The following is a 23,969-nucleotide window of genomic DNA, read 5'->3' on the forward strand; positions in this document are numbered from 1 at the left end:
ACGGAGCCGAAAGACATGAGCCTGATCCAAGAAAAATTTTCGTCCTTGTTCTCCAACTTCGAAGTCACCACCCAGGCACGACCTGACGGCGGGATTCTGCTGACCCTGCGCGGTGGCGAAGACAAAGTGTTCAAGCGCTCGATTTCCTACCAGCAATTGCACAACGGCGATCAACTGTCGTGGGTCATCAGCGCGATTCGCCGAGACCTCGCCGAACAGGCCAGCGAACTGCCGCAAATCTCGATGCTCCAGAGCCAGCAGCGGTTTGCCTTGCCAACCTATCATTCGCTGTAAAGCCTGAAACAACTGTAGGAGCGAGCCTGCTCGCGATGGTCGTCAACGATGACGCGTGTGGCCTGGTTAAACGCGGGCACTCCGGTCCATCGCCAGCAGGCTGGCTCCTACGGGTTATGTGTGGCCTGGAACGAAGCGGGATCGATCCGCGCAAAACTGTCCACCGTGACATGCCCCGCCAACGCCCCGCCCTCACGGGCCAGTCCGCACGTGGCCATCCCCGCTGTGCGCGCCGCATTCAGCTCTTCGACGATGTCCGACAGAAACAGAACCTGCGAGGCTTGAACGCCAATAGCCTGGGTGATGCGGGTGTAGGACTGCGCTTCGCGCTTGGGTCCTGATGTGGTGTCGAAGTAGCCGCTGAACAGCGGCGTCAAATCCCCTGCCTCCGAGCAACCGAAAATCAGGCGCTGGGCCTGGATCGAGCCCGAGGAATACACAAACAGTTGATAGCCATCCTGATGCCAGCGTTTCAGCGCTTCGACGGCATCCGGGTACACATGACCTTTCAACTGACCTGCCTGATAACCCTGCGCCCACACCATCCCTTGCAAGGCCTTGAGCGGCGTGGCCTTGCGGTCTTCGGCAATCCAGCCCAGCAGAATCCCGATCACCCGCTCGACGTCGGCATCCGGCTCGTTGCTGTCGCGGCGCACGCTGGCCAGTTGTTCGGCGACGTCGTTGCGCCCGGCGTTCTGACGGACAAAATCGGGCAGGTGTTTCGCGGCATAGGGGAACAGCACGTCAAACACAAAACTCACCGCGCTGGTGGTGCCTTCGATGTCGGTGAGAATTGCTTTGATCGGCATCGTTTCAATCCTCAAGACGCGGGAAGCGGCCAGCGATGTCATCACCGGTGAAATTGGCCACCCAGCCTTCCGGGTTGTTGAACAGGCGAATCGCGACGAAATGCGGATGCTCGCCCATGTCGAACCAGTGCCTGGTACCGGCGGGCACCGAGATCAGGTCGTTTTTCTCGCAGAGCACGGCGTAGACGTAATCGTCGATGTGCAGGGTGAACAAGCCACGGCCGGCGACGAAAAAGCGCACTTCATCCTCGGCATGACGGTGCTCATCAAGGAATTTGGCGCGCAATTCGGCTTTTTGCGGGTGATCGCTGTTCAGGCTGATTACGTCGACTGTGATGTAACCGCGCTCGGTCATCAGCTTGTCGATCTGCTCTTGATAAGCGCCGATCACTTCTTCCTGACTGGCGCCCGGCTGGATCTTCGCCGCCACTTGCCAGCGATCAAACCGCACGCCCTGCTCGGCCAGGGTCGAGGCGATGTCTTCGAAATGGGTCAGCACCTTGTTTGGAATGTCAGGGCTTGAGACGTGGTAGACGGACAGGCTGCTCATCAGGCAACTCCTAAACGGTTCATGCTTTACGGTTAGAGAGCGAGCGGGTTTTCAACTCGCACTCGAACAAGAATTCAAAGGCCTCGATCTGCCGCAGGGCGTCGCTCATGCGCGCGCCCCAGGTGTAGAGACCATGGCCGCGAATCAGGTAGCCGACACAATCGGGATGAACGTCGAGCCAAGGCTGCACCTTGGCGGCGAGGCGCGCAATGTCCTGATCGTTATCAAAAATCGGCACCCGCACCCGCGTCTCGTGGGTGGTCACGCCACTGAAGGCTTTTTGCAGTTCGTAATCTTCGAAATCGATGAAGTCTTCAGGCGTCAGGCGCGACAGCACCGTGGCGTTCACCGAATGAGTGTGCAACACCGCGCCGATCTCCGGGCGCCAGCTGTAGAGCTGAGTGTGCAGCAGGGTTTCGGCGGACGGCTTCTTGCCGGGCTCCAGGCTGTTGCCCGACAGATCCGTGGCCAGCACATCGTCCAGGCCCAATTGGCCCTTGTGCTTGCCCGACACCGTCAACAGCACTTCGGTTGGCGACAGGCGGGTCGAATAATTGCTGCTGGTGGCGGGCGACCAGCCGCGGCCATACAGAAAACGTCCGGCGTCGATGATTTCCCGGGCGAGGTGTTCACGGGTAAGGCTCATGGCCTGTCCTCTTGCATGCACGTGGCAATGATAACGGCAGCCGCCAGGGCTGCGAGGCTGGCAATACTAAAGGTCAATGCGGCGCCCAGGACGTTCCAGCTGTAGCCGGAGTACAACGCGCCCAGGGCGCCGCCGGTCCCGGCCAACGCGGCGTACAACGCCTGGCCCTGGCCTTGTTGACGCGCGCCGAAGCTACGTTGCACGAATGAAATGGCAGCGGCGTGAAAGCTGCCGAATGTCGCCGCGTGCAGCACCTGGGCAAACAACAATACCCAGAGAAACTCGGCCAGCGACCCCAGCAACAACCATCGCAACGCCGCCAGCAGAAAACTCGCCAGCAGCACCCGGCGCAACGAGAAGCGCGCAAGGATTCTGCTCATGGCCATGAACATCAGCACCTCGGCCACCACACCGACAGCCCAGAGCATGCCGATCACCCCGCGGCTGTAACCCAATCGCTCGAGGTGCAAGGTCAGAAACGTGTAGTACGGACCATGGCTCATCTGCATCAGCGCCACGCACGCGTAAAAAGCCAGCACGCCGGGGCTGCGCAGCTGCTTGAGGAATCCCTCCCCCACTACCCGGTGGCCCGGCGCCGGTTGCGCGTTCGGCACCCACAGGCTGCTGAGCACGATCCCGGCCATGATCAGCACCAGCGCCGCCGGGTAGATGTCGAGACTCAGCCATTCGAACAACCGGCCCAGCGCGACCACGGTGATGATGAAACCGATGGAGCCCCACAGGCGAATCTGGCTGTAGCGCGACGTCTGGCCCTGCAGATGTGCGAGGGTGATGACCTCGAATTGCGGCAACACGGCGTGCCAGAAGAACGCATGCAAGGCCATGACCATCGCCAGCCAGGCGTAGGTCTTGCTGACGAAAATCAGCGAAAAGGTCAGCAGCGTGCAGACCGCGCCGAATCGTACGATGGCCAGCCGCCGGCCGGTGTAATCCCCCAGCCAGCCCCAGATGTTCGGCGCCACGCATCGCATCAGCATCGGGATCGCCACCAGCTCGCCGATGCGCGCAGCGGAAAACCCCAGGTGATCGAAGTACAGCGCCAGGAACGGCGCCGTCGAACCGAGCAAGGCGAAATAGAACAGATAGAAACTGGAAAGCCGCCAGTACGGCAGCGCCGCCGCAGCCATCAGACTGCAGCGGCTATCAGGTCAGCCATTAAAGCTGACCCAGCACCGGGGTGCTCACGCGCACATCGGCGTTCTGCCCACGGTGACGCAGCAGGTGATCCATCAACACGATGGCCATCATCGCTTCGGCAATCGGCGTGGCGCGAATGCCGACGCACGGGTCGTGACGGCCCTTGGTGATAACGTCCACCGGGTTGCCATGGATGTCGATCGAACGGCCCGGCGTGGTGATGCTGGACGTTGGCTTCAGGGCCAGGTGCGCGACGATCGGCTGACCGGAAGAGATGCCACCGAGAATGCCGCCAGCGTTGTTGCTGAGGAAACCTTGCGGGGTCATTTCATCGCGATGCTCGGTGCCACGCTGGGCGACGCTGGCGAAACCGGCGCCGATTTCCACGCCCTTGACCGCATTGATGCTCATCAGCGCATGGGCCAGTTCCGCGTCGAGGCGATCGAAAATCGGCTCGCCCAGACCCGGCATCACGCCTTCGGCGACCACGGTGATCTTGGCGCCGACCGAATCCTGGTCGCGGCGCAACTGGTCCATATAGGCTTCCAGCTCCGGCACTTTGTCCGGGTCCGGGCTGAAGAAAGCGTTCTGCTCGACCGAGTCCCAGGTCTTGAACGGGATTTCGATCGGACCGAGCTGGCTCATGTAGCCGCGAATGACGATGCCCTGGGTCGCCAGGTATTTTTTCGCGATCGCGCCAGCGGCTACGCGCATGGCGGTTTCACGGGCCGAACTGCGGCCACCGCCACGGTAATCGCGCTCGCCGTATTTATGGTGGTAGGTGTAGTCGGCGTGGGCCGGGCGGAACAGGTCCTTGATCGCCGAGTAGTCCTTGGATTTCTGGTCGGTGTTGCGGATCAGCAGACCGATCGAGCAACCGGTGGTACGACCTTCGAACACGCCGGAGAGGATTTCGACTTCGTCGGCTTCCTGGCGCTGGGTGGTGTGGCGACTGGTGCCAGGCTTGCGCCGGTCGAGATCGCGCTGCAGATCTTCCAGCGAAATCTCAAGGCCCGGCGGGCAGCCATCGACAATGGCGACCAACGCCGGACCATGGCTTTCGCCAGCGGTGGTGACAGTGAACAGCTTGCCGTAGGTATTGCCGGACATGCAGGACGCTCCGTGAAATGAACCTGAATACGTAATGCGCGCCAGTATACGCAGGCTACCCAAGTAGTTCATCCTCGAACCTTCCGGGTGCCGGCGAGTCCAAACGGCATCTTCGTTCATGATGGCGTGATGATGCTGCGAGTTCTAGCCTTGAGCCTTACCCTGTTTACCGGTTTCGTCCAGGCCTCCGTCCTGCAACGGCCGATCACGCTGGATACCGGCAACGGCGAGCTTTTCGGCTCGCTGTTGCTGCCCAAGTCCGACACCCCTGTACCAGTTGTCCTGATCATTTCCGGCTCCGGCCCAACCGATCGTGACGGCAACAACCCCGACGGCGGGCGCAACGACAGCCTGAAACGCTTGGCCTGGGTGCTGGCCAAACACAACATCGCCAGTGTGCGTTACGACAAACGCGGCGTTGCGGCGAGCCTGGCGGCGACCCCCGATGAACGCAATCTGACGCTGGAGGCCTATGTTTCCGATGCTCAAGCCTGGGGCCAGAAGCTCAAGGCCGATCCACGCTTCGGCGAGCTGATTTTGCTGGGGCACAGCGAGGGTGCCTTGATCGCCAGCCTCGCGGCACCGAGTGTCGATGCGGCCGCGGTGATTTCCTTGTCCGGCAGCGCACGGCCGATCGATCAAGTGGTGCGCCAACAACTGAGCAATCACCTGCCACCGCCACTGATGCTGCGCAGTAACGAACTGCTCGACAGCCTCAAGGCCGGGAAGACCGACGACAACGTGCCACCACCCTTGCAGGCAATATTTCGCCCGAGCGTGCAGCCGTACCTGATTTCGCTGTTCCGCCAGGACCCTGCGGCGGCATTTGCGAAGTTGAAAATGCCGGCGCTGATCATCCAGGGCAGCAACGATATCCAGGTCGGCGTCAATGACGCCAGAATGCTCAAGGCCGCCAAACCGGACGCCGAACTGGCAGTGATCGAAGGCATGAACCACGTCATGCGCATCGTGCCCAACGATGTGAAACGGCAATTGGCTTCCTATAAGGATCCGCAATTGCCCCTGGCGGCAGAACTGGGCACTCGAATCCTCGGGTTTATTGACGGACTTCGCGCCAGTTGAGCGCTTTAGGCGACAACGTGGCGTGAAAACCGGTCGAGAACGCCCCCTGGCCCTCCAGTCCTGAAAAAAACGGCCGATAAGCCTTTGTCGCCAGCGCACTGGCTGGCGACAAGCAGAGCTTGGACAGGATCTCGCCGTTATGACTGATACCCAGACTTCACCCGACACCACCGCTGAACAAGACACACCGCCAGTGGTCGAGCTGCCTTGGGCGGACGTCCGCGTCGAGCACCACAAGATGCTCCGTCTGGCGCCGTTGCAGACCGACCGCAACACCGGCGGGCGCCCCCTGCGCTTTGTCGAGTTTGGTTATGCCGAACGCAACGACAAGCAGCGCAGCCTGATGCGCATGAACATCACCCTGCCCGGCCAACGCGTGCGCAAGGAACAGAATCAGCTCGACGTGTGGGTCGACCACAGCGAAAAACGTGTGCATTTCGGACCCGACAGCGGCCTGCAAATCGAACCGCTGAACCGCGGTATCGGTCGCTTCATGGCGGCCCAGGGCATTACCTGGGCGAAGAAGAGATGGCCGGGCTACACCGTCGACGGCACCGACCTGAACAACAAGGATGCGCTGAACGAAGACACCCGCCTGCGTCGCGACCATTTTTTGCGCGTGCACGGTTTCGATGTGGTCTACGCCGACGCCCAGCATTTGAAGGGCAGCGTCAAGGCAGTCCAGGTCGGCGACCTGTCGGGTGACTGGAACACGGAAAAACTGCAGGTTGTGGAAATTCTCGAGGCAGCGCAGATGCTCCAGCAAGCCGAGCACAACCTGGCCGAGCAGGAAGTCAAACTCAAGAAACACGAAGAAAAAGTCAGCAAGTACAAGCGCGAAGACGCCGGGCTGCGTTTCACCATCACTTGCCTGGTGGCGTTTGCGGTGTTCCAGGCGGGCTTGTTGATCTGGATTGCGACGCACCGGTAAGCGCCGAAATCAGTCGGTGGTGAGACGCTTTTGTGGCGAGGGAGCTTGCTCCCGTTCGGCGGCGAAGCCGTCGTAAACCTTTCCCTCGTTGAGATTCTGGTACACCGAGTCGGCAGGTTTGGGGGCTGCTACGCAGCCCAACGGGAGCAAGCTCCCTCGCCACAGTGATTGCGGTCAGACGCGGGAGGCGAATAGCGCCCGATGATCCCGGCACTGTTCTGCCGACAGCATGAACACCCCATGCCCGCCGCGCTCGAATTCCAGCCAGGCGAAATCGACTTCAGGGTACAACGCCTCGACGTGTACCTGGCTGTTGCCCACCTCGACGATCAACAACCCCTTCTCGGTCAGGTGATCGGCCGCTTCGGCGAGCATGCGCCGTACCAGATTCAAACCATCCTCGCCGCAGGCCAGGCCCAGCTCCGGTTCATGCTGGTATTCGTCAGGCATGTCGGCGAAGTCTTCGGCATCGACATAAGGCGGGTTTGACACGATCAGGTCGAAACGCTGCCCCGGCAAACCGTCGAAACCATCACCCTGCACGGTGTAGACCCGTTCATCGACACCGTGACGCTCGATGTTCTGGTTCGCCACCTCCAGCGCTTCGAACGACAGGTCGGCCAGTACCACTTCGGCATTCTGGAACTCGTAGGCGCAGGCGATACCGATGCAACCGGAGCCGGTGCACAGGTCGAGAATTCGCGCAGGCTCGTGGGCCAGCCAGGGAGTGAAGCGGTTTTCGATCAGCTCGCCAATCGGCGAACGCGGGATCAGCACGCGCTCATCGACAATGAATGACATGCCGCAGAACCAGGCTTCACCCAGCAGGTAAGCAGTCGGCACGCGTTTTTCGATACGGCGCTTGAGCAGGTGCTGCAGATGAACGACTTCGTCTTCCTCCAGATTGCAGTCCAGGTAGCTATCGGAGATTTCCCACGGCAAATGCAGCGCACCCAACACCAGTTGACGGGCTTCGTCCCAGGCATTGTCAGTGCCATGGCCGAAAAACAGATCCTCCCCATGGAAGCGACTGACGGCCCAACGGATATGGTCACGCAGGGTACGAAGGCGGGAAGTGATCACGACGGCAAACTCCAGAAAAATCGACGGGCGATTCTATCAGCCAAACGCCGTCGCGACGACGCAGGAAAACCAACGGTGCAAATGTAGGACCCTTCTCTTTTTTCCGCTTGGGGTTGAACAAAACGGCCCACTTGACAAGGCTGCACGCCAGTAACGACGGTGCCTGCGATGGTAGCGATTCACAGAAGCGCTCAGCCAGAGGAGAATGTCGCAAAAGCCCCACTCAAAGGAGCCCCAGAATGTCCGTTCCAAAAACGATGTTTCAACTCAGCGGCCGCGGTTACGCAGCAGCCAATCTGAGCCACGCGACACTTGTGATCATCGATGCCCAGAAAGAATACCTCAGCGGTCCATTGGCCCTGAGCGGCATGGACGCTGCCGTCGCGAACATCAAGCAATTGCTGGCCGCGGCCCGTGCCGCCGGCCGCCCGATCGTGCATGTACGCCACCTCGGCACCGTCGGTGGCCTGTTCGACCCACAAGGCGAGCGCGGTGAATTCATCCCGGGGCTCGAACCACAGGGCGACGAAACCATCATCGGCAAATTGCTGCCGAGCGCGTTCCACGGCACCCCACTTGAAAAACGCCTGCAGGATCTTGGCGCCCTCGACCTGATCGTCTGCGGTTTCATGAGCCATTCCAGCGTCAGCACCACCGTACGCGCCGCGAAGAACCTGGGCTTCCGTTGCACACTGGTGGAAGACGCCTGTGCCACCCGCGACTTGCCCTACAAGGGCGGCGTCCTGAGCGCCGAGCACGTCCAGCAGACCGAAATGGCGATCATGGCGGACAACTTCGCCACCCTCGCGCTGACTCGCGATCTGATTTGATCGACGTTCAATGAGCGGTCTAAAGCGCCGCTCATCCGCAAAAGCCTCTCGTTAGCCGTAATTGTCTTAGCCTCAGGAACATCCCGGTCAACTCCCGGTCGAAGGGCCGATACCCATTGAGGAAGGTCGGAATGAAGTTATCCGATGGTTTTGACGCTCGCCGCTTGCGGCCCAAAGGCCGAAGCAACTGGCGTTTTCGAATCGGCGCGACGATTGCCGCGTTGCTGGCCATGTCTGGCGTGCTGCTGATCATGGCCGGCATTGCCAGCCTCCTCGGCCACGCACCCGCCCTGGGCGAAATGAACACCAACCGCGCTGGCGCCGCTGTGATTCTGGCGATTGGCCTGGTCGTGCTGTACGTCGGTGTCTGGTTGTGGCGGCGCTGCCGTCGTCGCGCACGCCAGTCGCGGGAGCTGGCCATGTCCCCGCATTTGATGAAAAAACACGACTGAGCCGAAGGTCGCGCGTTTTGTCGCGCGCCCATTCGCTTCGAGTTGGGTAAACTGGCCGCCCTTCGCGGAGGCTGACATGCAAGACGACGATTTTTCCCTGTTCAAAAGCGCGATCCAAGGCGTCAAGCCGATCAAGCACGATCGCGCCGAAACCGGCAAACCCAAGGCTGACCGCGCGCAGATCGCCAAGCTGCGTCAGGCCGCCACCGTGCGCACCGACGCCACCACCGTAGACGGGCTGTCGGATCAATTTGTCATTGATGTCGGTCCGGAAGACGAGCTGATGTGGGCGCGCGACGGTGTACAGGAAAGCCAGATGCGCAAGCTCAAGATCGGTCAGATTCCGTTCGAAGGCAGCCTCGATCTGCATGGCATGAGTGTGGAAAAGGCCCGGGAAGCCCTCTGGGCCTTTCTCGCTGAAGCCACCAAATTCGAAATTCGCTGCGTGCGCGTCACCCACGGCAAGGCCGTGCGCCTGGACGGCAAGCGGCCGATGATCAAAAGCCACGTCAACACGTGGTTGCGCCAGCATTCGCAGGTACTGGGCTTCACCTCGTGCCAGGCTCGGCACGGCGGTGCCGGCGCCGTTTATGTGATGCTCAAACGAACCATGATGGAAGGTCGGGACGAGTAAAGCTGATGCGTCATGCTTGCAGCGACGTGTCCGCCACCGTACCCTTGCCCTTTGCGTAAAATCCCACAGGTAGTTTCATGTCCCTGGAACAGAATTACACCGCGATTCTCGGCCAACTGGGCGAGGACGTCTCCCGCGAGGGCCTGCTCGACACGCCAAAACGTGCCGCCAAAGCCATGCAGTACCTCTGCCGCGGGTATGAACAGACGCTCGAAGAAGTCACCAACGGTGCCTTGTTCAGCTCCGACAACAGCGAAATGGTGCTGGTCAAGGACATCGAGCTGTACTCGTTGTGCGAGCACCACCTGCTGCCGTTCATCGGCAAGGCCCACGTCGCCTACATCCCGAGCGGCAAGGTCCTGGGGCTGTCGAAAGTTGCGCGGATCGTCGATATGTACGCCCGCCGCCTGCAGATCCAGGAAAACCTCAGCCGCCAGATCGCCGACGCGGTCCAGCAAGTCACCGGCGCCCTGGGCGTTGCAGTGGTGATCGAGGCCAAGCACATGTGCATGATGATGCGCGGTGTGGAAAAGCAGAATTCGTCGATGATCACCTCGGTGATGCTCGGCGAGTTCCGCGAGAACGCTGCGACTCGCAGTGAATTCCTCAGCCTCATCAAGTAATTCGCAGCACGAAGAAAACCGGCATTCATCGCCGGTTTTTTTTCGTCAGCGAAAATCAGGTAAGCTGCGCGCCCTTCATTTTTCGCTCCGTGAGGCTTTCAACGTGTTCGTAAAAGCGCTTCGTGTCGGCCTTGGCCAACTGATCATCTTCATCGACTTCATCACCCGCCCAGGCAAAAAGCAGCGCCCGGCCGAGGCTCAGGCCCAGGTCAACAGCGCCGCCAAGGACCTGACCCTGTATCAATTCCACGCCTGCCCGTTCTGCGTGAAAACCCGCCGCACCCTGCGCCGCCTGAATGTGCCGGTGGCCTTGCGCGATGCGAAGAACAACGAACAGGATCGCCAGACCCTGCTGGAGCAAGGCGGCAAGATCAAGGTGCCGTGCCTGCGCATCGAAGAGAATGGCCAGACCACCTGGATGTATGAGTCCAAGGTGATCATTGATTATCTGGACAAGCGCTTCGCTGCGGCCTGAAAAACTTCAGCGGGGCCGCTACAGTCACCACACATCTTCAGGCAAAAATAAACCGGCCCTTGCACCGGTTTATCTGTTTTCAGGCGGCTTGCGCCGCTTGCGCCTGACGCACCACCGCCGCCAACCGCTTGAGCCCCTCATCCAGCCGCGCCGGATCGATGTGGCTGAAATTCAACCGCAGATGACCGGGGTTGTTGTCCGGATCCGGGAAGAACGGCTCGCCCGGCATGAACGCCACATCATTGGCCAACGCCGTGTGCAGCAAGGTTCGGGTATCCAATGGCTGCTTGAGGCTGAGCCAGAAAAACAGCCCGCCTTGCGGCACCTGCCAATCCGCCAGGTCGGCAAAATGCGTCTCCAGGGCCGATTGAAACGCGTCGCGACGCCCGCGGTAGAAGTCGCGCAATTCACTCAAATGCTCCCGGAATTTTTCGCTGCCAATCCACTGCTGCGCTTGCCACTGGCCGACGCGGTTGGTGTGCAGATCCGCCGATTGCTTGAGTTTCAGCAAATGCGGAAACAGATCGGCGCTGGCTATCAGGTAACCGACGCGCAAACCCGGCAGCAAGGTTTTCGACACGGTGCCGGTATAGATCCAGCTGGATTTTTTCAAGCGACTGACAATAGGTGTCGCACTGCCACCGTCGAAGGTCAGTTCGCGGTAAGGTTCGTCTTCGATCAGGGTCACGCCGAACTCGTCGAGCAACGCCGCCACGGCATCGCGCTTGGCTTCGCTATACCGCACGGCCGATGGATTCTGGAACGTCGGGATCAGGTAGATGAACGCCGGACGGTGTTTTTCCAGGCGTATGCGCAATTGCGCCAGGTCCGGGCCATCGGCTTGCAGCGGCACGGTCAGGCATTCGGCACCGAACAGCTGGAAGATTTGCAGTGCCGCCAGGTAGGTCGGCGCTTCGAGCAGGATCTCGGTGCCCTTGTCGATGTAGAGCTTGGCCGCCAGATCGAGGGTCTGTTGCGAACCACTGACCACCAACACCTGACTCGCCTCGCAGGGCAGGCCCAGTGCCCGGGCCTCGGCCGCCAACATTTCGCGCAACGCCGGTTCGCCCTCGCTCATGCCGTATTGGCCCATGGTCAGCGGCATCTGATCCCATTCGACCTTTGGCAACATGGCTTCGGCCGGTAACCCGCCGGCGAACGACATCACTTGCGGGCGCTGGGCAGCGGCAAGGATTTCACGGATCAGAGAACTTTTAAGGCGCGAAACACGTTCGGAAAAAGCCATGGGGATCACCGGTAGCGAGGCCAGAGGAAAATGAGTCAAACTTGTTGACCGAAATTACGTCAGCCCGAGCGGATACGTCAATATGCTTGACCTTAAAAACCCGACATCCCAGCAGCTAGCCATGGAAGCGTTTTTCTTCGGCTACCAGGCCTTCACCGCCAAGGCCGATGAAATGCTTGAACGCCGAGGCTTGAGCCGTGTGCACCAACGCATCGTGTTTTTCATCGCCCGTTACCCGAACTTGAGTGTGAAAGAGTTGCTGGCCTTGCTGGGCGTAAGCAAGCAAGCCCTGAACATGCCACTGCGCCAATTGCTGGAAATGCATCTGGTGAACAGCATTGCGTCCGAGACCGACAAGCGTAAACGCCTGCTGGAGCTGACCGACGAGGGGGCGCGCTTCGAGCAGGCGCTGCGTCGTGAGCAGGTGAGATTGCTGGAGCGGGTGTTTGCCGAGGCCGGGGAAACGGCGGTGAATGGGTGGTTGGCGGTGAATCTGGCGCTGGGGAAAAGCCAAGTGGCCGCTGACTGAATATTTGATCCGCGACAGATGTATCGATTGATCTGACGCCATCGCGGGCAAGCCGCGCTCCCACAGATTTTTTGTCATTCACAAGGTCGGTGAACGACACAATTCCTGTGGGAGCGTGGCTTGCCCGCGATGGCACCCTTCCTGGCGATATACCGCTATCGTCATTTTTTTCGTCTACAAAACAAAAAACAATATTTGCTTTATTTGTACACAAAAGCATAATCCACCTCGTGCGAGTTCCTGACCAAGCGGTCAACAAAATCGCAAGTGCCTCAAAGGGCCGCTGCCACCCTCTCGGGTCCGGCCCTGGAAATAACAATAAAACTCTTGAGGAGTATTCGCTGTGGAAAGCCGCAAATCCGAAGCATCGACGCTGGATCTCTCGCCGCCTTTACGCAATGGCTGGCTGGAGCGCATCTTTAAACTCAGCTTGCATGGCACCACGGTGAAGACCGAGTTGATTGCCGGTCTGACAACCTTCATCACCATGGCCTACATCATCTTCGTCAACCCCAACATCATGGCGGACGCCGGGATCGATCACGGTGCGGCGTTCGTCGCCACCTGCATCGCCGCCGCACTGGGTTGCCTGCTGATGGGCCTGTACGCCAACTGGCCCGTCGGCCTGGCGCCGGGCATGGGCCTGAACGCCTTCTTCACCTATACCGTGGTCGGCACCATGGGCTACAACTGGGAGACCGCCCTCGGTGCGGTGTTCGTGTCCGGTGTGCTGTTCATGATCCTGACCTTCTCTCGCGTCCGCGAATGGCTGCTCAACAGCATTCCGGTGAGCCTGCGCTTCGCCATGGGTGCGGGTGTGGGCCTGTTCCTGGGCCTGATCGGTTTGAAAACCGCCGGCATCATCGTCGACAGTCCGGCCACCCTGATCAAACTGGGCTCCCTGCGCGAGCCAGCCCCGCTGCTGGCCGCCATCTGCTTCCTGATGATCGCCGTACTCAGCTACCACAAGGTCTTTGGCGCCATCCTCATCAGCATCATCACCGTAACCCTGGCCGGTTGGGGCCTGGGCCTGGTGCATTACGAAGGGATCATGTCGGCACCGCCGAGCCTGGCCCCGACCTGGATGGCGATGAACCTTGCCGGCGTGTTCAACGTCAGCATGATCAGCGTGGTGCTGGCCTTCCTCTTCGTGCACATGTTCGACACCGCCGGCACCTTGATGGGCGTGGCGCAGCGCGCAAATCTGGTCAACGCCGATGGTCGCATCGAAAACCTCTCCCGCGCCATGAAAGCCGACAGTGCCTCCAGCGTATTTGGCGCGATCGTCGGTGTTCCTCCCGTCACCAGCTACGTGGAAAGTGCCGCGGGTGTAGCGGCGGGTGGTCGGACTGGTCTTACCGCAGTGACCGTAGGTGTGCTATTTATTGCAGCCATGTTCTTCGCTCCACTGGCCGGCATGATTCCCGCCTACGCCACCGCAGGTGCACTGATTTACGTGGCCATGTTGATGATGGGTGGCATGAAGCACATCGAGTGGGACGAAGCGACCGACAGCATTCCGGCGATCGTCACCGCCATCATGATGCCCCTGACCTTTTCGGTCGCCGACGGTATCGCGCTGGGCTTCATCACCTATGTGGTCCTGAAGGCCGGCACTGGCAAGTACAAGGAAATTTCCGCGAGTCTGTGGGTGCTCTGCGCGATCTTCATCGCCAAGTTCATCTTCTTGTAAACCTTACGCGGTACGCGCTTCAAACCAGCCTCACCCCGTCGGGTGAGGCTTTTGTGCAAATGGAGGAAAGTGATGAGTCTGGAAACCTGGCTGCTGTTCAGCGGCGCTGCGCTGGTGGTGATCCTGATCCCGGGGCCACTGTCTTTGCTGATGATCAGCAACAGTTTGAATTACGGTCTGGTGCGTTCCTACCCGGCCTTTCTCGGTGGCGTGATTGCCTCGATTTGCCTGCTGAGCGCTTCGGCGCTGGGTCTGGGCGCGCTGCTGCTGGCGTCGGAGCAATTGTTCAGCGCGTTGAAGATCGTCGGTGCGCTGTACCTGTTCTACCTCGCCTGGCAGAGCTGGCAGCAATCGCGTCAACCGGCCCATGGCGCCGAAGTGCCTCAAGCGGCCCCGGCGCCACGCTTTCGTGCCCTGTTCGGGCGCGCCTTCATGCTGGGTGCGAGCAACCCGAAAGACATTCTGTTCTTCGCCGCCTTCCTCCCGCAGTTCCTGAGCGCCGAACAGCCGTTCCTCCCGCAGTTGCTGGTGATGATTGCCACCTGGACCGTGCTGGACCTGCTGTGCAAATTGGCTTACGGGCTGGGTGCCCATGGCGCGGCGCGGTATCTGCGCAGTGGCAAGGGGCAGAGCTGGTTCAACCGGATCAGTGCCGGGTTGTTCAGTGGAGCCGGGGCAGCGTCCCTGCTCAGCCGTTAACAGCTTCGCTGGCAAGCCAGCTCCCACAGGTCGTGCGAATCCCTTGTAGGAGCCGGCTTGCCGGCGAAAGCGCCAGCGCAGGCACCACTTTTATCCAGGCGAAAAAAAGCCCGCAGTGTGAGCGGGCGAAAGACCAAAGAAGCTATATGCGCAGTCGCTTCCAGGTTGAGGCAGCTGCTTGGGGGATCAGCTGCCGCGATACGTGGAGTAGCTGTACGGCGAAATGAGCAAGGGCACGTGATAGTGGTCCTGCTCCGCAGAAATGCCAAAACGCAGCACCACCACATCCAGGAACGCCGGTTCCGGCAGTTGAACGCCACGGGCGCGGTAGTAATCGCCCGCATGAAACTGAACCTGATAGACCCCGGTACGGTAGTCATCACCTTGCAACAACGGTGCATCGACACGGCCATCGCTGTTGGTTATCGCGCTGGCGACCAATTCCAGCTGCGAACCTTCAACACGGTACAACTCGACCTTGATCGAGCTGCCCGGGCAGCCATGTGCAGCGTCCAAAACATGTGTAGTCAAACGTCCCATTGATTCTGCGCGCCTGCCTGCATGAAGCAGTCAGACCTCGCGCCTCCCGAAGTCAGTTGAAAAGGAGACCGCACCGTTTCGGAGCACGAAAAGCTGCGGCGAGCGACTGATTAAGACACTTTTCAAAAAAATTGTACACAATAAAAACCACATTTTTACCGCGACCAGCGCCATCCATGGATTTCCCGGCGATTAACGGCCGAACCGCAGACTTGTTGAACCCTCCAGCCATTAGCTGACCTATCAGGCAGGTTTCTTGCAGGACCGGGTCAAGCGCACGAAAAGATGACCGTTAAAGAAAAATGCAAAAAATCAGGCTTACAAATTGAATATAAAGTTGTATACAATCAGCCCATCGCTGTGACGCCAGCCTACCATCGAGTTTTTCAGCTGCGTCGCACCAACCGTCATCATCGAATAAGAAGGAAGCCTGCAGTGAGCGCTGACTACCCACGCGACCTGGTCGGTTACGGCAGTAACCCTCCTCACCCACACTGGCCGGGCAATGCCCGCATCGCCCTGTCGTTCGTACTCAATTACGAAGAAGGCGGCGAGCGCAACATCCTGCACGGCGACAAGGAATCCGAAGCCTTCCTGTCTGAAATGGTCTCGGCGCAGCCGCTGCAAGGCGCGCGCAACATGAGCATGGAATCGCTTTACGAGTATGGCAGCCGTGCCGGTGTCTGGCGGATTCTGAAACTGTTCAAGGAATTCGACATTCCGCTGACCATCTTCGCCGTCGCCATGGCCGCCCAGCGTCACCCGGACGTGATCCGTGCCATGGTCGAAGCCGGCCATGAGATCTGCAGCCACGGCTACCGCTGGATCGACTACCAGTACATGGATGAAACCCAGGAACGCGAGCACATGCTCGAAGCGATCCGCATCCTCACTGAAATCACCGGCGAACGCCCATTGGGCTGGTACACCGGCCGCACCGGCCCGAACACCCGTCGCCTGGTGATGGAAGAAGGCGGTTTCCTCTACGACTGCGACACCTACGACGACGACCTGCCCTACTGGGAACCGAACAACCCGACCGGCAAGCCGCACCTGGTGATCCCGTACACCCTGGACACCAACGACATGCGCTTTACCCAGGTCCAGGGTTTCAACAAGGGCGACGATTTCTTCGAATACCTCAAAGACGCGTTCGACGTCCTGTACGCCGAAGGCGCCGAAGCACCGAAGATGCTGTCGATTGGCTTGCACTGCCGTCTGATTGGCCGTCCGGCGCGTCTGGCCTCGCTCAAGCGCTTTATCGAATACGCTAAAAGTCATGAACAGGTGTGGTTCAGCCGTCGCGTCGACATTGCACGCCACTGGCAAGCAACCCACCCGTACCAAGGGGCTGCCAAATGAGCACCTTTCAATCCATCAAGCCATCGACCCTGAGCCGCGACGCTTTCGTCAGCGCGTTCGCCGATATCTACGAACATTCGCCATGGGTGGCCGAAAAAGCCTTCGAGCTGGGCCAGGACGCTTCGATCGACGAGATCGAAACCCTGCACCAGCGCATGAGCGACATCCTGTTGAGTGCTGATCAGCAAAGCCAACTGGCCCTGATCAATGCTCACCCGGACCTGGCCGGCAAAGCCGCCGTCCAGGGCGAGTTGACCGAAGCCAGCACTAATGAACAGGCTGGCGCCGGTATTCACCAATGCACGGCCGAAGAGTTCCAGCGCTTCACCGAGCTGAACGACGCCTACAAAGCCAAGTTCAAGTTTCCCTTCATCATGGCGGTAAAAGGCAGCAACCGGCATCAGATCCTCGCGGCGTTCGAAACGCGCATTCACAACTCGGTCGACACCGAATTCAAGTGCGCGCTGGCGGAGATCAACAAGATCGCCCTGTTCCGTTTACTGACCCTATAGCGACCTTGGCCCGAGCGTAACTGAACGCACAAATCGCCCAGGGCCCTGAGAGCATCCCAAGCCAACTTATTAAAGGCAGACAAGAAGAATGAAAGCTTACGCCGTACCTTTCGAGAAGTTCGTCAACCTGGCCGACGCCCGCCTGGGCACCAAAATCATCTCGGTCACCGATGACTGGTTCGCAGACGCCAATCGTCTGTTCCAACCGACTCCGGCCGTCTGGAAGGAGGGCGTGTTCGATGACAACGGCAAGTGGATGGACGGCTGGGAATCGCGCCGCAAGCGCTTTGAAGGCTACGACAGCGCAGTGATCCGCCTGGGCGTGCCTGGCTCGATCAAAGGCGTCGACATCGACACTTCATTCTTCACCGGTAACTTCCCGCCGTCGGCCTCCCTGGAAGCCTGCTTCCTGGCCGAAGGCGAGCCGAACGAAAACACCCAGTGGACTGAAGTGCTGTCCGCCGTGGAGCTGCAAGGCAACAGCCACCACTACCACGAAATCAACAACGACCAGGCCTTCAGCCACCTGCGCTTCAACATCTACCCGGACGGCGGCGTTGCCCGTCTGCGCGTGTACGGCATTCCGTTCCGCGACTGGTCCGCTGTGGGCGACAACGAGCAAGTCGACCTGGCTGCAGCCCTCAACGGTGGCCGCGCCCTCGCCTGCTCTGACGAACACTTCGGCCGCATGAGCAACATCCTCAACCCGGGCCGTGGCATCAACATGGGCGACGGCTGGGAAACCGCGCGTCGCCGTACACCGGGCAATGACTGGGTGATCGTCGCACTGGGCCACCCGGGCGAAATCGAGAAAATCATCGTCGATACCCTGCACTTCAAGGGCAACTACCCGGACAGCTGCTCGATCCAGGGCGCCTTCGTCAAGGGCGGTACCGACAGCCAGATCGAAACCCAATCGCTGTTCTGGCGCGAACTGCTGCCAAGCCAGAAGCTGGAAATGCACGCCGAGCACACCTTCGCCGAGCAGATCAAGGCATTGGGCCCGATCACCCACATCCGCCTGAACGTATTCCCGGATGGTGGTGTGAGCCGCCTGCGTGTTCTGGGCAAGGTCGCGAAATAAGCGTCGCCCCTAATCGCGGGCAAGCCCGCTCCCACAACGAATTGTGGTGTACACACAACCTGTGGGAGCTGGCTTGCCAGCGATGACGATAGAACCAACAACACAGAATTCGGATAAGAACAGCATGCGCACACTGACGATTGAACCCTTGACCAAAGAAGCCTTCGCCCCTTTCGGTGACGTGATCGAAACCGACGGCAGCGATCACTTCATGATCAACAACGGTTCGACCATGCGCTTTCACAAACTGGCGACGGTGGAAACCGCCACGCCAGAGGACAAGGCGATCATCAGCATCTTCCGCGCCGACGCGCAGGACATGCCGCTGACCGTCAGCATGCTGGAGCGCCATCCGCTGGGCAGCCAGGCTTTCATTCCGCTGCTCGGCAACCCCTTTCTGATCGTGGTCGCGCCACTTGGCGATGTACCTGTATCAGGCTTGGTCCGCGCCTTCGTTACCAACGGCAGGCAGGGCATCAATTACCATCGCGGCGTCTGGCACCACCCGGTGCTGACGATCGAAAAGCGGGATGACTTCCTGGTGGTTGATCGCAGTGGCACAGGCAATAACTGCGATGAGCATTTTTTCAAAGAGGATGAGCGTTTGATCCTCGCCCCCCACCAATAAGAGAAGGTCTGATCACTCGACAACAGAGTGACAGGCGAGAGGTAAAGACTGTGGAAGCACATCTGTTGGAATGGCTGAACCTGAGCGTGCGCTGGGTTCATATGATTACTGGTGTGGCCTGGATCGGCGCATCGTTCTACTTCGTCTGGCTGGAAAACAACCTCAATCGGGTCAACCCGAAAAGTGGCCTGGCCGGTGATTTGTGGGCGATCCACGGCGGCGGTATCTACCACCTGGAAAAATACAAACTGGCCCCACCGACCATGCCGGACAACCTGCACTGGTTCAAATGGGAAGCCTACTTCACCTGGATGTCGGGGATCGCGCTGCTGTGCGTGGTGTTCTACTCCAACCCGACGCTCTACCTGCTGACTCCCGGCAGCACCCTGAGCGGTCCTGAAGGCGTCGCCATCGGTATCGGCTCGCTGTTCATCGGCTGGTTCGTCTACTCCTTCCTGTGCGACTCGGCCCTGGGCAAACGCCCTGCCCTGCTCGGCTTCATCCTGTTCGTGTTGATTATTGGCGCCGCTTACGGCTTCAGCAAGGTGTTCAGCGGTCGTGGTGCGTACCTGCACGTCGGCGCAGTCATCGGCACCATCATGGTCGGTAACGTGTTCCGCATCATCATGCCGGCGCAGCGGGCACTGGTGGCGGCGATTGCCGAGAACCGCACGCCGGATCCGGCGCTGCCAGCCAAAGGCTTGCTGCGTTCGCGTCACAACAACTACTTCACCTTGCCAGTGCTGTTCATCATGATCAGCAACCACTTCCCGAGCACCTACGGCAGCCAATACAACTGGTTGATCCTGGCCGGGATCGCGGTACTGGCAGTGTTGGTTCGTCACTACTTCAACACCCGTCACGACAGCCACAAGTTTGCCTGGACCTTGCCCGTGGCAGCGGTCGGCATGATCAGCCTGGCCTACGTCACCGGCCCTGCGCCGATGACCAGCCCGGACGTGGCCAAGGCACCTGCGAAGATCGAATACCAACCGCTGCCGGAAACGGCATTGGGTGGTGGTTTGAAACCCGCTGAAGCAAAACCCGCCGAGACGCCTGCTGCCGCTCCGGCACAAGCCTCGAATGCAGGTCCTGGCTTCGACAAGGTGCACAGCGTGATTCAGGAACGTTGCGCGGTTTGCCACTCGGCGAAACCGACCAGTCCGCTGTTCAGCGCGGCTCCGGCCGGTGTGATGTTCGACACCCCCGAGCAGATCCGCCAGAACGCAGCGCGGATCCAGGCTCAGGCCGTCGCCAGCCAGATCATGCCCCTGGGCAACATCACCAAGATGACCCAGCAGGAACGTGACCTGATCGGCGCCTGGATTGTTCAGGGAGCCCAGACCAATTAATCGTTAAAAGCATCGCTGGCAAGCCAGCTCCCACAGGGTTTTGCACTGCCTGTGTGGGAGCTGGCTTGCCAGCGATTGGCCGCAACGCGGTTTACCTGATGCAAAGAAACAGCTGTGAGCAACCCGGCAGCTGTTCAATCACAAGAATAAAAAAGATCCGAGGTGTTGCATGTCCGAGCTCTCCAAAGCGCGCATCCCCGACGCACCCGCCATTCAGCGTTTGCCCCTTTTGCAACTGATCCTGGTCGGTCTGCAACATGTTCTGCTGATGTACGGTGGTGCCATCGCGGTGCCGCTGATCATCGGACAGGCCGCTGGCCTGAGTCGTGAAGAAATTGCCTTTCTGATTAACGCCGACCTGCTGGTGGCTGGCATTGCCACCATCGTTCAGTCACTCGGCATCGGCCCCGTGGGCATTCGCATGCCCGTGATGATGGGCGCCAGTTTCGCCGCCGTCGGCAGCATGGTCGCCATGGCCGGCATGCCCGGTATCGGTTTGCAAGGAATCTTCGGCGCCACCATCGCCGCCGGGTTCTTCGGCATGATCATCGCCCCGTTCATGTCCAAGGTCGTTCGATTCTTCCCGCCCCTGGTGACTGGCACGGTCATCACCTCGATCGGATTATCGCTGTTCCCCGTGGCCGTGAACTGGGCCGGTGGCGGTGCTGCCGCCAGTCAATTCGGCTCGCCGATTTACCTGACCATCGCCGCACTGGTGCTGGGCACCATTTTGCTGGTGCATCGCTTCATGCGCGGCTTCTGGGTCAATATTTCCGTGCTGATCGGCATGTGCCTGGGCTATGTGCTCTGCGGCCTGCTTGGCATGGTCGACCTCAGTGGCATGGCCCAGGCGCCGTGGCTGCAATTCGTCACCCCCCTGCATTTCGGCCTGCCGAAATTCGAACTCGCGCCGATCCTGTCGATGTGCCTGGTGGTGGTGATCATCTTCGTCGAGTCTACCGGGATGTTCCTGGCCCTGGGCAAGATCACCGGCCAGGAAGTCTGCCCGCGCATGCTGCGTCGCGGCTTGTTGTGCGATGCCGGCGCCTCGTTTGTCGCCGGATTCTTCAACACCTTCACCCACTCCTCCTTCGCCCAGAACATTGGCCTGGTGCAGATGACCGGCGTGCGCTGCCGCTCGGTGACCATCGTGGCCGGCGGCTTGCTGATCGTCCTCAGCCTGTTGCCGAAAGCCGCGTTCCTGGTGGCCTCGATTCCGCCAGCGGTGCTCGGCGGTGCCGCCATTGCCATGTTCGGCATGGTCGCCGCGACCGGCATCAAGATTCTCCAGGAAGCCGATATCGGCGACCGGCGCAACCAGTTGCTGGTGGCGGTCAGCATCGGCATGGGCCTGATCCCGGTGGTGCGTCCGGAGTTTTTTGCCCACCTGCCGGTGTGGATGAGCCCGATCACCCACAGCGGTATCGCCATGGCCACGCTCAGCGCGCTGACCTTGAACCTGCTGTTCAACATCCTCGGCGGCGCCGAACGCGCAGCCATTAACGACTGCCACGCTCACTGACAGGTAACCATCCCCCCTGTAGGAGCGAGCCCGCTCGCGATGGACTCGAGACACCGCGTTTATCCAGGTAACACGCGTAATCGTTGACGACCATCGCGAGAAGGCTCGCGCCTACAGGGCAGGGGTTGCCTGCGCCTTAAACAATAAGAACAAGAAGGAGCAACAGATGATCCGCACACACACAAACCTGTTGTTGGGAGGCGGTCTGATGGCCGCCACTCAAGCCATGGCTGGCGATTTACTGCTGTGGCAAACCAACAGCCTGAGCTATCTGTACGGCAAGGATTTCGCGGTCAATCCGCCGATCCAGCAGACGGTGACCTTCGAGCACGCCGACCGCTGGAAGTACGGTGACAACTTCCTGTTTGTCGACAGTACCTACTACAACGGCAAGGGGGATCGAAACAAAGGCGTTCATGCCTATTACGGCGAGTTCAGCCCTCGCCTCTCTTTCGGCAAAATACTCGATCGCCGTTTCGAATTCGGCCCGATCAAAGACGTGCTGCTGGCCATGACCTACGAGAATGGCGAAGACAACAGCGAGGCCTATCTGATCGGCCCAGGTTTCGACCTCGCGGTACCGGGCTTCAATTTTTTCACCTTGAACTTCTATAACCGCCACACCGAAGGCTCGCGTCCCGGCGATGACGTCTGGCAAATCACGCCGGCGTGGTCCTACACCTTTCCACTGGGGCGTTCGAGCCTGCTGATCGATGGCTACATCGATTGGGTGGTGGACAACGACCAGAACTCACACGGCACCTATCACGCCAACCTGCACTTCAACCCGCAGATCAAGTACGACCTGGGCAAAGCCCTGGGTTGGCGCGAAAAACAGGTGTATGTCGGCGTCGAGTACAGCTACTGGAAAGACAAATACGGCATCTCAAACAACGCCAATCTCGACACCGACGAAAACACCACCAGCCTGCTGGTGAAGGTGCATTTCTAAGATGACCCGCAACCGTGCCCCAAACCTGTCGTCGGTGCGCTGTTGCGGGGCACTTGAGACCTGGCCGAGGAGTCAGTATTCTCCGCGGCCGCCTGAATCCGCTTTAAAAAAAAGCCCGGATTTAATTCCTGACCAGAAAGCCAACTTATCCCGGCTCTGGACGGTACCAAGGCATCCCCAAACCCCTCTCAATCGACTGTTCTTGAGCAGCCGAGCGGGAGTTTTTTTGCTTTTCGAATGCCTTGGCGCAGCTCTTGCTAACAGCACTAAAGCTGACCGAATGGATGATTTTTTATCGCAACAGAAAAAGGCGCCACACCAGAGCGCCGACCTTAAAAAAATGACGTGGAACCACCTACTTTTTTGGGAGCAACCGAATGAAACGTACGTGCACTAGCCTGATGCTGGCGGGGATGATGCTGGCAGGGGGCCAGGCCATGGCCGGCGATCTGCTGCAATGGCAGAACAACAGCCTGACTTATCTGTATGGCCGGGACTTCCGGGTCAACCCGACCATTCAGCAGACGGTGACCTTCGAACACGCCGATGCCTGGAAATACGGCGACAACTTCATGTTCGTCGACAAGATTTTCTACAACGGAAAGGGCGACGCCTACGCCGGCTCGAACACCTACTACGGTGAAATCAGCCCGCGGCTGTCGTTCGGCAAAATCTTCGACAAGAAGCTCGAGTTCGGTCCGGTCAAGGACGTATTGCTCGCCATGACTTACGAGTTCGGTGAAAACGATACCGAGTCCTACCTGATCGGTCCTGGTTTTGACCTGGCGATCCCCGGCTTCGACTACTTCCAGTTGAACTTCTACAACCGCCACACCGAAGGCAGTCGTCCGGGCGACAACATCTGGCAGATCACGCCAGTCTGGTCCTACACCATTCCCGTGGGCGATTCGAGCATCCTGATCGACGGCTTCATGGACTGGGTGGTCGACAACGACACCAATGCCAAGGGCACCTACCACGCCAACCTGCACTTCAATCCGCAGATCAAGTACGACCTGGGCAAAGCGCTGAATATCGGTGCGAAGCAGCTATACGTGGGCGTCGAGTACGATTACTGGAAAAACAAGTACGGGATTGAAGACAGCGAGTCCTTCAAGACCGATCAGAGCGCGACCAGCCTGCTGGTGAAGTACCACTTCTGATCTTGCAGG

At 59.7% G+C, this 23,969-nt stretch carries 26 protein-coding genes and 1 pseudogene; 19 read left to right on the forward strand and 8 right to left on the reverse strand.

Annotation, left to right across the window (positions count from 1 at the left end):
• Positions 1–15: 15 nt before the first annotated feature.
• Complete coding sequence (locus tag ACGJAX_RS27785; RefSeq protein WP_090324029.1) at positions 16–294, forward strand: DUF3509 domain-containing protein; 279 nt, start codon at positions 16–18, stop codon at positions 292–294.
• Positions 295–401: 107 nt separating this feature from the next.
• Here ACGJAX_RS27785 and mtnC read toward each other — a convergent pair whose 3' ends face one another.
• From mtnC to aroC, 5 genes are read right to left on the reverse strand one after another with little or no spacing between them, the layout of a single operon-like run.
• The gene (gene mtnC / locus ACGJAX_RS27790) at positions 402–1,103 is read right to left on the reverse strand and encodes an acireductone synthase (RefSeq protein WP_090324031.1); all 702 of its coding nucleotides are present in this window, start codon (positions 1,101–1,103) and stop codon (positions 402–404) included.
• 4 nt (positions 1,104–1,107) lie between these two features.
• On the reverse strand, positions 1,108–1,653 hold the full coding sequence (locus tag ACGJAX_RS27795) for an acireductone dioxygenase (RefSeq protein WP_390956873.1): 546 nt from the start codon (positions 1,651–1,653) through the stop codon (positions 1,108–1,110).
• 19 nt (positions 1,654–1,672) lie between these two features.
• A complete protein-coding gene (locus ACGJAX_RS27800) occupies positions 1,673–2,299 on the reverse strand; it encodes a methylthioribulose 1-phosphate dehydratase (protein ID WP_390956874.1) in 627 nt (208 codons plus the stop codon).
• On the reverse strand, positions 2,296–3,447 hold the full coding sequence (locus ACGJAX_RS27805; RefSeq protein ID WP_090324035.1) for an MFS transporter: 1,152 nt from the start codon (positions 3,445–3,447) through the stop codon (positions 2,296–2,298). Before ACGJAX_RS27805 ends, ACGJAX_RS27800 begins: the two co-directional genes overlap by 4 nt.
• Before the next feature lie 28 nt (positions 3,448–3,475).
• Positions 3,476–4,567 (reverse strand): chorismate synthase, encoded by a 1,092-nt coding sequence (gene aroC, locus ACGJAX_RS27810; RefSeq protein WP_090324037.1) that lies wholly within the window; start codon positions 4,565–4,567, stop codon positions 3,476–3,478.
• An 86-nt stretch (positions 4,568–4,653) separates the two neighbouring features.
• Here aroC and ACGJAX_RS27815 point away from each other — a divergent pair.
• Positions 4,654–5,650 (forward strand): annotated as a pseudogene (locus ACGJAX_RS27815) (alpha/beta hydrolase); the annotation flags it as partial.
• Positions 5,651–5,789: 139 nt separating this feature from the next.
• Entirely contained in the window at positions 5,790–6,581 is a 792-nt protein-coding gene (locus ACGJAX_RS27820) for a hypothetical protein (RefSeq protein ID WP_090324041.1), read from the forward strand.
• Positions 6,582–6,755: 174 nt separating this feature from the next.
• On the opposite strand, the gene prmB is transcribed toward ACGJAX_RS27820, so the two are convergent.
• Positions 6,756–7,664 carry a 50S ribosomal protein L3 N(5)-glutamine methyltransferase gene (prmB, locus tag ACGJAX_RS27825; RefSeq protein WP_390956875.1) on the reverse strand — a complete coding sequence of 303 codons (909 nt, stop codon included), beginning with the start codon at positions 7,662–7,664 and terminating at the stop codon, positions 6,756–6,758.
• A gap of 239 nt (positions 7,665–7,903) precedes the next feature.
• Between prmB and ACGJAX_RS27830 the strand changes: the two genes are divergently transcribed.
• From ACGJAX_RS27830 to ACGJAX_RS27850, 5 genes are all read left to right on the forward strand, one after another.
• Positions 7,904–8,494 carry a cysteine hydrolase family protein gene (locus ACGJAX_RS27830; protein ID WP_090324044.1) on the forward strand — a complete coding sequence of 197 codons (591 nt, stop codon included), beginning with the start codon at positions 7,904–7,906 and terminating at the stop codon, positions 8,492–8,494.
• A 131-nt stretch (positions 8,495–8,625) separates the two neighbouring features.
• Positions 8,626–8,946 carry a hypothetical protein gene (locus ACGJAX_RS27835; protein ID WP_247256145.1) on the forward strand — a complete coding sequence of 107 codons (321 nt, stop codon included), beginning with the start codon at positions 8,626–8,628 and terminating at the stop codon, positions 8,944–8,946.
• 76 nt (positions 8,947–9,022) lie between these two features.
• Positions 9,023–9,580: a Smr/MutS family protein gene (locus ACGJAX_RS27840; RefSeq protein ID WP_390956876.1), complete on the forward strand. Its 558-nt coding sequence runs from the start codon at positions 9,023–9,025 to the stop codon at positions 9,578–9,580.
• Positions 9,581–9,657: 77 nt separating this feature from the next.
• Positions 9,658–10,203 (forward strand): GTP cyclohydrolase I FolE, encoded by a 546-nt coding sequence (folE, locus tag ACGJAX_RS27845; RefSeq protein WP_003204506.1) that lies wholly within the window; start codon positions 9,658–9,660, stop codon positions 10,201–10,203.
• Positions 10,204–10,306: 103 nt separating this feature from the next.
• Positions 10,307–10,678 carry a glutathione S-transferase N-terminal domain-containing protein gene (locus ACGJAX_RS27850; RefSeq protein WP_090324048.1) on the forward strand — a complete coding sequence of 124 codons (372 nt, stop codon included), beginning with the start codon at positions 10,307–10,309 and terminating at the stop codon, positions 10,676–10,678.
• A 79-nt stretch (positions 10,679–10,757) separates the two neighbouring features.
• On the opposite strand, the gene ACGJAX_RS27855 is transcribed toward ACGJAX_RS27850, so the two are convergent.
• The gene (locus ACGJAX_RS27855; RefSeq protein WP_390956877.1) at positions 10,758–11,924 is read right to left on the reverse strand and encodes an aminotransferase class I/II-fold pyridoxal phosphate-dependent enzyme; all 1,167 of its coding nucleotides are present in this window, start codon (positions 11,922–11,924) and stop codon (positions 10,758–10,760) included.
• 82 nt (positions 11,925–12,006) lie between these two features.
• Between ACGJAX_RS27855 and ACGJAX_RS27860 the strand changes: the two genes are divergently transcribed.
• The 3 genes from ACGJAX_RS27860 (at position 12,007) to ACGJAX_RS27870 (ending at position 14,845) form a co-directional block, all read left to right on the forward strand.
• Positions 12,007–12,453 (forward strand): MarR family transcriptional regulator, encoded by a 447-nt coding sequence (locus ACGJAX_RS27860; RefSeq protein WP_390956878.1) that lies wholly within the window; start codon positions 12,007–12,009, stop codon positions 12,451–12,453.
• A gap of 343 nt (positions 12,454–12,796) precedes the next feature.
• Positions 12,797–14,146 carry an NCS2 family permease gene (locus ACGJAX_RS27865; protein WP_090324053.1) on the forward strand — a complete coding sequence of 450 codons (1,350 nt, stop codon included), beginning with the start codon at positions 12,797–12,799 and terminating at the stop codon, positions 14,144–14,146.
• Between the two features lie 72 nt (positions 14,147–14,218).
• Positions 14,219–14,845 (forward strand): LysE family translocator, encoded by a 627-nt coding sequence (locus ACGJAX_RS27870; protein ID WP_248914739.1) that lies wholly within the window; start codon positions 14,219–14,221, stop codon positions 14,843–14,845.
• A 186-nt stretch (positions 14,846–15,031) separates the two neighbouring features.
• Here ACGJAX_RS27870 and uraH read toward each other — a convergent pair whose 3' ends face one another.
• Positions 15,032–15,385: a hydroxyisourate hydrolase gene (gene uraH, locus ACGJAX_RS27875; RefSeq protein ID WP_008031462.1), complete on the reverse strand. Its 354-nt coding sequence runs from the start codon at positions 15,383–15,385 to the stop codon at positions 15,032–15,034.
• A 435-nt stretch (positions 15,386–15,820) separates the two neighbouring features.
• Here uraH and puuE point away from each other — a divergent pair, with 435 nt between their 5' ends.
• The 8 genes from puuE to ACGJAX_RS27915 all read left to right on the forward strand — a co-directional run bounded on the left by puuE (position 15,821) and on the right by ACGJAX_RS27915 (position 23,960).
• Positions 15,821–16,747, forward strand: a complete 927-nt coding sequence (gene puuE, locus ACGJAX_RS27880) for an allantoinase PuuE (RefSeq protein ID WP_090324056.1) — start codon at positions 15,821–15,823, stop codon at positions 16,745–16,747.
• Positions 16,744–17,259, forward strand: a complete 516-nt coding sequence (uraD, locus tag ACGJAX_RS27885; protein WP_090324058.1) for a 2-oxo-4-hydroxy-4-carboxy-5-ureidoimidazoline decarboxylase — start codon at positions 16,744–16,746, stop codon at positions 17,257–17,259. The genes puuE and uraD overlap by 4 nt, the downstream gene beginning before the upstream one ends.
• Positions 17,260–17,347: 88 nt before the next feature.
• Positions 17,348–18,343, forward strand: coding sequence for an allantoicase (gene alc / locus ACGJAX_RS27890; RefSeq protein WP_090324060.1), 996 nt, complete (start codon positions 17,348–17,350; stop codon positions 18,341–18,343).
• Between the two features lie 124 nt (positions 18,344–18,467).
• Entirely contained in the window at positions 18,468–18,971 is a 504-nt protein-coding gene (locus tag ACGJAX_RS27895; protein WP_085716886.1) for an ureidoglycolate lyase, read from the forward strand.
• A gap of 50 nt (positions 18,972–19,021) precedes the next feature.
• Positions 19,022–20,323, forward strand: coding sequence for a urate hydroxylase PuuD (locus tag ACGJAX_RS27900; RefSeq protein ID WP_390956879.1), 1,302 nt, complete (start codon positions 19,022–19,024; stop codon positions 20,321–20,323).
• A gap of 169 nt (positions 20,324–20,492) precedes the next feature.
• A complete protein-coding gene (locus tag ACGJAX_RS27905; RefSeq protein WP_090324063.1) occupies positions 20,493–21,845 on the forward strand; it encodes a nucleobase:cation symporter-2 family protein in 1,353 nt (450 codons plus the stop codon).
• A 166-nt stretch (positions 21,846–22,011) separates the two neighbouring features.
• Positions 22,012–22,797, forward strand: a complete 786-nt coding sequence (locus ACGJAX_RS27910; RefSeq protein ID WP_390956880.1) for an outer membrane protein OmpK — start codon at positions 22,012–22,014, stop codon at positions 22,795–22,797.
• A 377-nt stretch (positions 22,798–23,174) separates the two neighbouring features.
• The gene (locus ACGJAX_RS27915; protein WP_390956881.1) at positions 23,175–23,960 is read left to right on the forward strand and encodes an outer membrane protein OmpK; all 786 of its coding nucleotides are present in this window, start codon (positions 23,175–23,177) and stop codon (positions 23,958–23,960) included.
• The last annotated feature ends 9 nt before the right edge of the window (positions 23,961–23,969 follow it).

It is taken from the genome of Pseudomonas moorei, assembly GCF_042846945.1.
In the GTDB taxonomy this organism is placed as follows: domain Bacteria; phylum Pseudomonadota; class Gammaproteobacteria; order Pseudomonadales; family Pseudomonadaceae; genus Aquipseudomonas; species Aquipseudomonas moorei.